Origin of the sequence: Myxococcus llanfairpwllgwyngyllgogerychwyrndrobwllllantysiliogogogochensis, assembly GCF_006636215.1 — a bacterium.
Lineage (GTDB): Bacteria > Myxococcota > Myxococcia > Myxococcales > Myxococcaceae > Myxococcus > Myxococcus llanfairpwllgwyngyllgogerychwyrndrobwllllantysiliogogogochensis.
Genome location: NZ_VIFM01000150.1, coordinates 15,336 through 27,380 on the forward strand (window position 1 = coordinate 15,336; position 12,045 = coordinate 27,380).

Annotated in this window: 2 protein-coding genes; both read left to right on the forward strand. The window is 70.7% G+C overall.

The features are described 5' to 3' along the window. On the forward strand, nt 1–11,400 hold the full coding sequence (locus FJV41_RS30360; RefSeq protein WP_141646074.1) for a non-ribosomal peptide synthetase/type I polyketide synthase: 11,400 nt from the start codon (nt 1–3) through the stop codon (nt 11,398–11,400). Continuing rightward, the coding region (locus tag FJV41_RS30365; RefSeq protein WP_246137519.1) for a condensation domain-containing protein at nt 11,397–12,045 on the forward strand (649 nt) is incomplete at its 3' end. The genes FJV41_RS30360 and FJV41_RS30365, both read left to right, overlap by 4 nt.

The following is a 12,045-nucleotide window of genomic DNA, read 5'->3' on the forward strand; positions in this document are numbered from 1 at the left end:
ATGGCGGACCAGGACCTGACGGGCGGAAGTGGCAACGACATCGCGATCATCGGCATGTCCGGGCGATTCCCCGGCGCGGCGAATGTGCGGGACTTCTGGCGCAATCTGCTCGACGGCGTGGAGTCGGTCTCCCGCCTGTCGCCGGAGGCGCTGGAGACTTCGCCGCTGGTGCCCGAAGCGCTGCGGAGACACCCGGACTTCGTGCCCGTGGCCGGAGTGATGGAGGGGGCGGACGCCTTCGACGCCGACTTCTTCGACGTCCCCCCACGCGAGGCGTTGTGGATGGACCCGCAGCAGCGGGTGTTCCTGGAGTGCGCCTGGGCCGCGCTCGAGGATGCGGCCTATGACCCGACTCGCTACTCGGGGAAGATCTCCCTGTACGCGGGCGCGGCCCCGTCGCTGCACACGTTGGGCATGTTGGGACAGGGGCAACTGGACCCGGCCTCGCTGTACGAGGTGATGGGCACGTCCGGCGAGAACCTGGCCACCAAGGCCTCCTTCAAGCTGAAGCTGCGTGGCGAGAGCCTCGCCGTCTACACGGCATGTTCCACGGGCCTGGTCGCCGTCCACATGGCCTGTCAAAGCCTGCTGCTGCGCCAGTCCGACATCGCGCTGGCGGGCGCGGTGCGTATCTCCCTGCCGCAGCGCACGGGGTATCTCTTCCAGGAGGGGATGATCCTCTCCCCCGACGGACACTGTCGTGCCTTCGACGCGCGCGCGGCTGGCACGGTGCCGGGCAATGGCGTCGCGGCGGTGGTACTCAAGCCGTTGGCGGATGCGCTGCGGGATGGAGACCACATCCATGCGGTCATCCGAGGCTCCGCGCTGAACAACGATGGTGGCCTGAAGGTGGGCTACACGGCGCCCAGCGTGGAAGGGCAGGCGGATGTCATCGGCGAGGCGCTCGCCTATGCGGGACTGACGGCGGACGACATCGGCTACGTCGAGGCGCACGGCACTGGCACCGCGCTGGGAGACCCCATCGAGGTCGCGGCGCTGACCCGCGCCTTCCGGCGGGACACGGACCGCAAGGGCTTCTGCGCGCTGGGCTCCGTGAAGACGAACATCGGCCACCTCGATACGGCGGCCGGACTCGTGGGGCTCATCAAGACGGCCCTGGTGCTCTCCGAGGAGGTGATGCCTCCCACGCTCCACTTCACGTCGCCCAACCCGGCCATCGACTTCGCGAGCAGCCCGTTCTCCGTCGTCGCGGAGAAGCGCGCCTGGCCGCGCGGAGACGTGCCCCGGCGCGCGGGCGTGAGTTCGTTCGGCATTGGTGGCACCAACGCGCATGCGGTGCTGGAGGAGGCGCCGAAGAAGGAAGCCTCGGGCCCGAGTGCTCGGCCCGCGCAGCTCATCACCCTGTCCGCGCGCACCGCACAGGCGCTCTCCGCGTCGGTGCGTGAGCTGGCGGAGTGGCTGGAGACGGCCCCTGGGAACACGTCGCTCGCGGACGTGGCCTTCACGCGCAATGTGGGGCGCGGTGGCTTCGAGCATCGGCTCGCGGTCGTGGCGGGGGACCGGGCCGAGTTGCTCGCACGCCTGCGGACTCCCAGCAACGGGCGCGTGCTGGAGGATGTCGCGGCGGCGCGCGAGCGGCGCGTGGCCTTCCTGTTTCCGGGGCAGGGCGCGCAGTCGCTGGGGATGGGGCGGGAGCTGTACGGCGCGGAGCCGCTCTTCCGCGAAACGGTGGACACCTGTCTGCGAGAACTGGGGCCCTCGCTGGAGCAGGTGCTGCGAGACGTGCTGCTTCCGGGCCCGGGCGCGGAGGCCGCGGCACGCGAGGCGCTGGGAGACCCGCGCCATGCGCTGCCCGCGCTGTTCTGCGTGGAGTACGCGCTGGCGAAGCTCTGGGAGTCGTGGGGCATCCAGCCGGGAGCGCTGCTGGGACACAGCTTCGGCGAGTACACGGCGGCGTGCCTCGCGGGCGTCCTGCCGTTGGAGGACGCGCTGACGCTGGTGGTGGCGCGCGGTCGGCTGATGTCGAAGCTGCCCCCGGGAAGCATGACGGCGGTGGGCTGCGCGGAGGAGGTGGTGCGCCCGTTGCTGACGGGAGCCCTCGCCCTGGCGGCGGTGAACGGGCCCGAGCGGTGCGTGGTGTCGGGACCGACGGCGGAGGTCGAGGCCCTGGAGCGGGAGCTGGTGGCTCGAGGCGTCGGCGTGCTGCGCCTGCCCGCCGGGCACGCCTTCCATTCGGAGGCCGTGGAGCCGCTGCGAGAGGAGCTGTCGCGCGTGGTGGCGGGCCTGCGGCTCTCCGCGCCCCGGGTGCCGTATGTCTCCAGCGTCACGGGGACGTGGATTCGTCCGGAGGAGGCGACGGACCCCGCGTACTGGGCGCGTCAGATGCGGGCCCCGGTGCGCTTCGGGGAGGGACTGGAGACGCTGAAGGAGGGCGGCTTCACGCTCTTCCTGGAGGTGGGACCGGACCAGGCGCTCACGGCGCTGGCGCGACTGGGACTGCGCGGACACGGAGGGCGAGTGGTGGCCTCGCTGCCTCGGGCCGACTCGAAGGTGGGGGAGTACGGCGTGCTCATGGCGGCCCTGGGCGCGCTGTGGGAGTCAGGTATCGAGCCCGACTGGAAGCGGGTCTACGCGAACGAGCAACGCCACAGGGTGTCGCTGCCCACGTATCCGTTCCAGCGTCGGCGCTTCGCGCTGGATGCTCCCAAGGTGCTCGCGACGACGACTGCGGCCACCGTGGCTCACGCGCTCGACACCAGCGGCGCGGAGTCATCCGAGGTGATGGACGTCCCCGCGGACAAGGCGGGACCGCGAACAGATGTGGAGCGCGGAGTGCTCGGCATCTGGCGCGAGCGGTTGGGGCGCTCGGATTTTGGCATCCACGACGACTTCCTGGAGCTGGGTGGAAACTCGCTGATGGCGGCACAGATGCTCACGCGGCTGCGTGAAGCCTTCCCCGTTCAACTTCCGCTCAGTGATTTGTTCGAGGCGCCCACCGTGGCGGGCCTGGCCGCGCGAATCCAGACGCGACTGGGGACCGAGGGACTGTCCGCGAAGGACGGTGTCCTGCCGCCGCTCGTGCGGGTTCCTCGGGATGGGGTGCTGCCTTTGTCGGTGGTGCAGGAGCGGGTCTGCGCGCTGGAGCAGGCGCTCCCAGGCAATCCCGCGCTGAACATGTCCGTGGCCCTGCGCCTGACGGGCGTGCTCGACGTGTCGGTGCTGCGGCGAAGCCTGGAGGAGGTGGTCCGGCGTCACGAAGCCCTGCGCACGTCGTATCCGCTCGTGGACGGTCGGATGGTGCAGCGAGTCTCTTCGGAGGCGCGCGTTCCCCTGGTCATCGACTCCCTGGATGAGATGGCGGAGGAGGCGCGCGAAGTGGAGTGGCGGCGGCGGGTCTTCGCGGAGATGTCCCAGCCGTTCGACGTCGCCCACGGGCCGGTGGTTCGCGCGCGACTGTTGAAGCTCTCGGCGCGGGAGCACCTGCTCGTCATCTCGGTCCATCACGTGGTTTGCGACACGTGGTCCCTGGTGGTGTTCAGCTCGGAGCTGGGCGCGCTGTACGGCGCCTTCAAGCGGGGGGAGTCGTCGCCGCTTCCAGAGCTGGCGATTCAGTACATCGACTATGCGGCCTGGCAGCGGAAGTTCCTGGAGTCGGGGGCCTCCACCGCGCAGGCGGCGACGTGGCGTGAGCGGTTGGCGGGCATGCCCGGGCCGCTGGACCTGCCCGTGGACCTGCCGCCTGGCGTGGGGCCCGCGCTCAGCGGAGTCCGACGCGGCGTCGGCTTCTCGGCGTCGTTGACGAGCGGCATCCACGCCCTGGCGCGGCGAGAGGGCGTCACGGCCTTCATGGTGTTGCTCGCGTCGTGGCAGGCGCTGCTGGCGCGGTGGGCGGGCCGCGACGACATCATCGTGGGCACGCCCATTGGCAATCGGAACCGTCCGGAGCTCGAGCCGTTGATTGGCTACGTCGCGCATGCGGTGCCCCTGCGCACGGACCTCTCGGGTGACCCGACGTTCCGCGAGCTGCTCGGGCGCGTGCGCGATGTCACGCTGGACGCGTACGCGCAGCCGGACGTCCCCTACGAACATCTCATCCGGGAGGTGGAGCCCACTCGGAACCCGGGCCGCGAGCGCGTGTTCGATGCGCTCTTCGTCCTGCATCCCCGGTTCGATGCGGTCCTGGATGCTCCGGATCTGCGGATGCAGTTGGTGGAAGTCGAGGAGGGGCCGCCGCGGTTCGGCGCGGTGCTGTCGCCGTTGTCCGTGTCGATGGGTGAGGATGCTGGCGGTTTCGCGGGCACGCTCGACTACGCGGTGGAGCGGTTCGCGCCCGAGACCATCGACCGGCTGCTGTCTCACTGGACGGTATTGCTCACCTCCGCGCTCGCGGACCCGGGGCAACCGCTGTCCGGACTGCGTCTGGAGGCCGAGGGCCAGGAGTCGCCCGCGCGCGTCTCTGCCGCTGACTCGTCGGTGCCGCCGAGCACGGTCTCCGCGTTGCTGGAGTCTCGTGCCACGCGGGCTCCGGATGCGGTGGCTGTGTCGACGGAGGGTCAAGGTGACTTCACGTGGCGCACCCTGCGCGCGGAGTCGCGCCGGCTGGCGTCCGAGCTGCGTGCGAAGGGCGTGGGCCCCGAGGTGCTGGTCGCGCTCTGTCTTGAGCCGTCCGTGGAGCGAGTGGTGGCGCTCTGGGCGGTCCTGGAGGCGGGCGGCGGCTACGTGCTCCTCTCCACACCCCAGCTCAGGGAACTCGCGGCCCTCGCGCCTGCTGGTGGCCCACCGCCCTTGTTGCTGACGCACGAGCGGTTGCACACGAGCGTGCCGTTGGATCCGGCTCGGGTCATCTCCGTCCGCGCGCTCTCCACGCTGGCGGTGGAGGGAGGCCTTGTGTTGGAGGACTCCGCCTCGCGAGGCTCGATGGTGTCCTCGGCGGAGACCCTGGTCTGCCTGGAGTCGCTGGTCGGACCGACGGGAGCGCGACTGCGTGCCATGCACACGGTGCGCACGGTGGATGCGCTGTTCCGGCGCCTCGACTCGAATGCCGAGGTGAAGGAGGGGACCTGGCTGTCGGCGGAAGAGGCGGGAGCGCCGGGGACGGGACTGGAGTTGCTGTGGGCGCTGACGCGAGGCCTGCGCGTGGTGCTGCCGTCGGAGCGTGCCCGCCTCGTGCTGGCCACTTCGAGTGGAGCGGGCGCACGGCCTGGGCCCGACTTCAGCCTGTCGTTCTTCGCCAACGACGAGGACTCGCTGGGGGGACGCAAGTACCGCTTGCTGATGGAGGCGGCGAAGTACGCCGACGCGCAGGGCTTCTCGGCGGTGTGGACCCCCGAGCGGCACTTTCATTCCTTCGGAGGGCTCTACCCCCGCCCCGCTGTCGTCGGCGCGGGCGTGGCCACGGTGACGGAGCGGCTGGGGATTCGCGCGGGCAGCGTCGTGCTCCCGCTGCATGACCCCATCCTCGTCGCGGAGGAGTGGTCGGTGTTGGACAACCTGTCCAACGGCCGTGTGGGTGTGTCGTTCGCATCGGGCTGGCATGCGAATGACTTCGTCTTCGCGCCGGACCGGTATGCGCGGCGCAAGGAGGTCATGTTCAAGGGCATCGAGGAGGTGCGCACGCTGTGGCGTGGCGGCTCGGTGCTCCGGCGCAACGGCGCGGGTGACGAGGTGGAGGTGTTCCTCCGTCCGCGTCCCGTCCAGAAGGAGCTTCCGTTCTGGCTCACGGCGGCGGGGAGCCCGGACACGTTCCGCATGGCGGGTGAAATGGGGGCGTACGTCCTCACGAACCTGATGGGGCAGAACCTGGAGGACCTGTCGTCGAAGGTGGCCCTCTATCGCGAGGCCTGGCGGCAACACGGTCATCCAGGGCGGGGACACGTGAGCCTCATGCTCCACGCGTTCCTGGGCGAGGACGAGGCCGAGGTCCGCCGCCGCGTGCGCAAGCCGCTGCTCGAATACTTCCGCAGCTCCGTGGACATCCTTCAGGCCTTCGTGGCCAGCCTGGGCCTCAAGGGAGACTTCCGCTCGCTGACTCCGGGGGACATGGATGCCCTGCTGGAGCACGGGCTGACGCGCTACGTGGAGGATGGAGGCCTCTTCGGAACCCCTGACACGTGCGGGCCGGTGGTGGAGCGCGTGAAGCGCCTGGATGTGGATGAAGTGGCCTGCCTCGTGGACTTCGGCGTGGAGGTGGAGGCGACGCTCGACTCGCTCCAGCAGTTGGATGTGCTGCGGCGGCGACATGCGCCGCTGTCCGCGTCGCCGGTGCCCACCGTGACGCTCCACGAAGGGCCGAGCGCCGCCGAGGCGTTGTTGTCCCTGGTGCGCCAGACGGGTGCCACGCACCTGCACCTCACGGCGACGCTCGCCAAGGCCCTGTCGGAGCTGCCCTCCGCCGCCGAGGTCCTGCGTCCCGTGCGGCGCGTCTTGCTGGAGGAGGCGAAGGGAGAGGTCGCGGACGCGCTGTCGCGTGCGCTGCCGGTCGAGGTGTCGCGCCGGGACCCGCTGCTCGGCCTGGGGGCGTGGACACAGTCCGGGTCTGCTTCACCTTCGTCGAAGGAGCCCCTGTCCTGGGACGTGGTGGATGCGCGAGGCCGCTCCGTGCCCACGGGTGTGGTGGGAGAGCTGGCGGTGCTGGGCGATCATGCGCCACGCGGCCTCTGGAATGCTCCGGCGTCCGCCGCGCTCCGGCTGCTTCCGGACGGCGGCGCGGGGCCTCGCCTCGCGATGGGGCGCAGGGCGCGCCGCCACCTGGATGGCTCGTTGGAGTTGCTGCCTCCGCTGCCCGTGTCGTCACGTCGTCCGACCCCGCCCCGCGTCGTGGCGCAGTCGAACGGCGCCGCTCGGCGCGAGGGCCCTCCGCCCATTCCACACGTCTCCCGCGAGCGCCCGCTGCCGCTCTCGTTCTCGCAGCAACGGCTCTGGTACATGGACCGGTTGGAGCCGGGCAATGTGGCCAACAACAACGCGGTGATGCTCGCGCTGACCGGCACGCTCGACGTGGCCGCGCTCGAGCGCGCGATCAACGAGGTGGTGCGTCGCCACGAGGTCCTCCGGACGACGTTCTCGATGTCCGACGCGGGCGGAGTGCAGCACATCTCCGCGGCGCTCGAAGTGCCCCTGCGGATCTTCACGATGGATGCAGGGGACGCCCGGGGCGTGGACGGCTGGGCGCGGGACGAGGCGCGCAAGCCCTTCGACCTGGAGACGGGGCCGCTGCTGCGGGCTTCACTCCTGCGCGTCCGCGAGAACGAGGATGTGTTGCTGATCGTCATGCACCACATCGTCTCGGATGGCTGGTCCCTGGGCGTGATGTTCCCTGAGCTGGCGAGCCTCTATGCCGCCTTCCTCGCGGGCCAGCCGTCTCCACTCCCACCCATCACGGTGCAGTACGCGGACTACGCGGCCTGGCAGCTCGAATGGATGCGAGGCCCGGAGCTGGCGGCCGAGCAGGCCTGGTGGAGCGACGTGCTGGCGGACGTCCCCGTGCTCCGGCTGCCCACGGACCGTCCCCGGCCTCCGGTGCAGACCTATCCGGGCGCAAGACTGCCCCTCTCCCTCTCCCGGTCTCTCACGGACGCGCTGGTGTCACTGGGTCGGCGAGAAGGCGCCACGCCGTTCATGGTGTTGATGACCGCGTGGCAGACGCTCCTCCACGCGTACACCGGGCAGCACGACTTCGCGGTGGGCACTCCCGTCGCTGGACGCAACCGACCCGAAATCGAGCCGCTCATCGGCTGCTTCATCAACTCCATCGTGCTGCGCGCGGACCTGTCCGGGGACCCCACCTTCACGCAGCTGCTGGGCCGCGTGCGCCGCGCCTCGCTGGGGGCCTTCGCCCACCAGGAAGTGCCGTTCGAGAAGCTGGTGGACGCGCTCCATGTGGCTCGAGACCTGAGTCACACGCCCATCTTCCAGACGATGCTCGTGCTGCACAACACGCCGCCCATCGAGCTGACCATGGCCGGTCTGCGCCTGAGCAGCCAGGCCGTCCACACGGGGGCCACGAAGCTGGACCTCATGTTGGAGTTGGTGGAGTCGAAGGAGGGGCTGTCCGGAGGCATCGACTTCAACACCGACCTCTTCGACGCGGACACCATCCACCGACTCTCGGGGCACCTGCTGCGACTGCTGGAGCAACTGGCCGCGCATCCGGAGCGACGCCTGTCCCAGCTCTCCGTGCTGTCCGAGGATGAGCGTCACCAGCTCCTGACCGAATGGGCCACTGCGCCCTCGCGCGAGTCGACGGCGGGCGAGACGGTGACCGCGTGCTTCGCGGCGCGCGCCTCCTCCGACCCCGACGTCGTGGCGGTGGACGACGGCACCCGCCGACTCACCTACCGCGAACTCGATGCGTTGTCCGCGCGCCTCGCTGGTGCGCTGAAGGCGGTGGGCGCGGGTTCGGGGAACATCGTCGCGCTCGCGCTCGCGCAACCGTCCGACGTGGTGGCGGGCCTCCTCGGCATCCTGCGTGCGGGCGCGGCCGTGGTGGTGCTCGACCTGGAGCATCCCTCCGAGCGGCTGTCCGGAATCATCGACGATACCCAGGCGCACGCGGTGGTGACGTCCGGCGCATGGCTGGCGCGTGTGCCTTCGCGAGAGGGCATGGCGGTGGTGACCCTGGAGTCCCTCCCGACGGGTGCAAGCGCGCTGCCCTCTGAGCCCCAGCCGCACCAGGCCGCATGCATCGTCTACACCTCGGGCTCCACCGGCAAGCCGAGGGGGGTGGTGCTGGAGCACCGCCAGCTCGTCTCGGCGACGCGGGCACGACAGCAGGTCTATGGCGCCCCCGGAGTCGTGTTGTCCCTGGCGCCGTTCACCTTCGATGCCTCGCTGGCGGGGTTGCTCTGGTCGCTCTTCGAGGGTGGCACGCTGCGCTACCCGGACGTGGAGGACCGCGAGGACCCGAGGAAGCTGGCGGAGCTGGTGGCCAGGGCTCGCGTGACGCACCTCATCTCCGTGCCGGCTCTCTACGCGGAGGTGCTCGCGGCGGCGCCAGCGGGAGGATTGGTGGGCCTGCGCGCGGTGAGCGTGGGCGGAGAGGCCTGCACGCTCGAACTGGCGCGCGCGCATCACGAGGCCCTGCCGTCGGTGCCGTTGTTCAACGAGTACGGTCCGACGGAGGCGACCATCTGGAGCACGGTGCATCGTGTCCGGCGGGACGAGCAGGGACATGTGCCCATTGGTCGGGCCGTGCCGGGCGCCCAGGTGTACCTGCTGGATGCCCGAGGTGGGCTGGCGCTGCCTGGCGCACCGGGCGAACTCCACGTGGGTGGCTCCGGCGTGGCGCGAGGATACCTGGGCCAGCCCGGGCTCACCGCCGAGCGCTTCGTGTTGGACCCCTTCGACACGCGACCGGGAGCGCGCATGTACCGGACGGGAGACATGGCCCGCTGGCGCCGCGATGGGAGCTTGGAGTTCCTGGGCCGCGCGGATGCGCAGGTGAAGGTGCGAGGCTTCCGCATCGAGCCGGGTGAAGTGGAGGCCGCGCTGCTCGCGAATCCCGAGGTGCGGGAGGCGACGGTGGTGGCGAGGGCGGAGGGGAGTGGGCCCCGGCGGCTCGTCGCCTATGTCGTGGCGCGGAATCCGGGAGAGGTCGCGGCGCTGACCTCGGGCGCGCTGAAGTCGTGGCTGCTCTCCCGCCTGCCGCCCTACATGGTGCCGTCCGCCTTCGTCACGCTGGCCGCGCTGCCGCGCACGCGTCACGGCAAGGTGGATGCGCGCGCGTTGCCGGCACCGGAGGCCCAGCCGTCGAAGTCCTCGAGCGCGGAGGACGCGGTGCCTCGTACGGAGGTGGAGGCGCGCCTCGCGGAGCTGTGGCGGCAGGTCCTCAACGTGGAGCGCGTGGGCATCCACGACGACTTCTTCGAGCTGGGCGGCGACTCCATCCTTGGCTTGCAGATTGTCACGCGCGCGCGGGCGGCGGGTCTGGAGCTGTCTCCGAAGCAGCTCTTCCAGAACCCCACCGTGGCGAGGCTCGCGACGGTGGCGGGAACACGGCTCGCGGTGCAGGCCGAGCAGGGACCCGTGGTGGGCCCGGTGGCGCTCACGCCCATCCAGCACTGGTTCTTCGAGTTGGGGCTGGAGGAGCCGCACCACTGGAACATGTCGCTGATGTTCGAGGCGCGGGCCGCGCTCGACGCGCCGCTGCTGGAGCGGGCGCTGGCGCGGGTCGTCGAGCACCACGACGCCCTGCGGTTGCGTTTCGCCAGGAAGGAGGACGGCTGGCATCAGACGTCCGTGGCGCCGGGCGTGTCGGTGGAGGTGGCGCGCGTGGACCTGTCGACCATGCCGCCGGAGGCGATGGGGCCCGCGCTGGAGCGGTGCGCCCTGGAGCTTCAACAGTCCCTGCGCCTGGAGGCGTCGCTCATCCGGGGTGTGTTGCTGGAGCGAGGTCCCGGACGCCCGACGCTGCTGATGCTGGCGCTCCACCACCTGGCGGTGGATGCGGTGTCCTGGCGAATCCTCCTGGAAGACCTGGCGACGGCCTACGCGGAGCTCGCCGAGGGCGGCGCGGTGCGACTGCCACCGAAGACGACCTCCTTCCAGGTCTGGGCTCGAGGACTGGAGGCACTGGCGCGTTCGGAGAAGCTGCTCGCGGAGCGCGCGTGGTGGCTGGAGCGGCCCTGGGCCGAAGCCGCGCGGCTGCCGAGGGACTTCCCGGAGGGCATCAACACCGAGGCCACGGCTCGCCGGGTACAGGTGTCGCTGGATGCGGAGCAGACGAAGGCGCTGCTGCACGACGTGCCGAAGGCCTGGCACACGCAGCCGCAGGACCCCTTGCTCACCGCATTGGCGCAGGCCCTGACGGCCTGGACGGGACGGAGCGTCGCGCTGGTGGACGTGGAAGGGCACGGCCGTGAAGAGGTGCTGCCAGGCGCGGATGTCTCCCGCACGGTGGGGTGGTTCACGCGTGTCTTCCCGGCGCTCCTGGACCTCCGCGACGTGCAGGGGCCCGGCGAGGCCTTGCGCGTCGTGAAGGAGTCGCTGCGCGCGGTCCCGTCGCAGGGCATGGGCTGGGGGCTGCTGCGCTACGTGGCGAAGGACGCTTCGTTGGCGGCGCTCCCTGTCGCGGAGCTTGGCTTCAACCATCTGGGACAGGTGGACGGCATCGTCGGTACGGGAGGCCCCTTCGGACTGGCCCCGGAGAGCGACGGGCTGAGGCAGCGCGCGGACAGCGCGCGGCGGCCGTACCTGCTGGATGTGATGAGCGTGGTGCGCGAGGGCCGGCTGGAGGTGACGTGGACCTTCAGTGAGGCGGTGCACCGGCGAGAGACGGTGGTGGGTGTGGCGGAGGACTTCGTGGCGCGCCTGTTGGCGCTGGTGGCCGCCTCGCGAGCGCCCGACGCGGGGGGACATTCCCCGTCGGACTTCCCGCTCGCGAAGGTGAAGCAGTCGCAGCTCGACAAACTGGCGGCGCGGTTCGGAAAGAAGACGCGATGAGCGACAACATCGAGGACCTGTACCCGCTGTCGCCTCTGCAGGGCGGCATGCTCTTCCACGCCATCGCGGAGCCTGGAGAGGGGCTCTACTTCAACCAGCTCGTCTGTGAATTGCGGGGACAGCTGGACGTGGACGCCTTCATCCAGGCCTGGCGGGGCGCGGTGGCGGCGCATCCCGCGCTGCGCACGGCGCTCGTCTGGGACGACGTGGACGAGCCGGTGCAGGTGGTGCTGCGAGAGGTGGAGTTGCCCGTGCGCGTCGAGGACTGGCGCGACCTGTCGGCGGACGCCTTCGAGGCCCGACTGTCGACCTTCCTGGAGCAGGACCGGCGTGAGGGGTTCGACCTGTCGCGTGCGCCGTTGATCCGGCTGACGCTGCTGCGAAGCGCCGCCGATGCGTACCGCTTCGTCTTCAGTCACTCTCACCTGGTGCTGGATGGCTGGTCCGTGCCGCTGGTGGTGCGGGACTTCTTCGCGCTGTACGAAGGCTCGCTCGCGGGGCGGTCTCCGAGGCTCGTCTCGCCTCGTCCGTTCAGCGACTACCTGGGGTGGCTGGCCGAGCATGACCTGAAGGACTCGGAGGACTTCTGGCGCCGCGAACTGGCCGGGGTCGATGAACCCACGCCGACGGGCGAGGGGGCGGGGG

Coding starts and splice junctions, on each gene's coding strand:
- FJV41_RS30360 (WP_141646074.1), top strand. CDS start 1: ATGGCGGACCAGGACCTGACGGGCGGAAGTGGCAACGACATCGCGATC.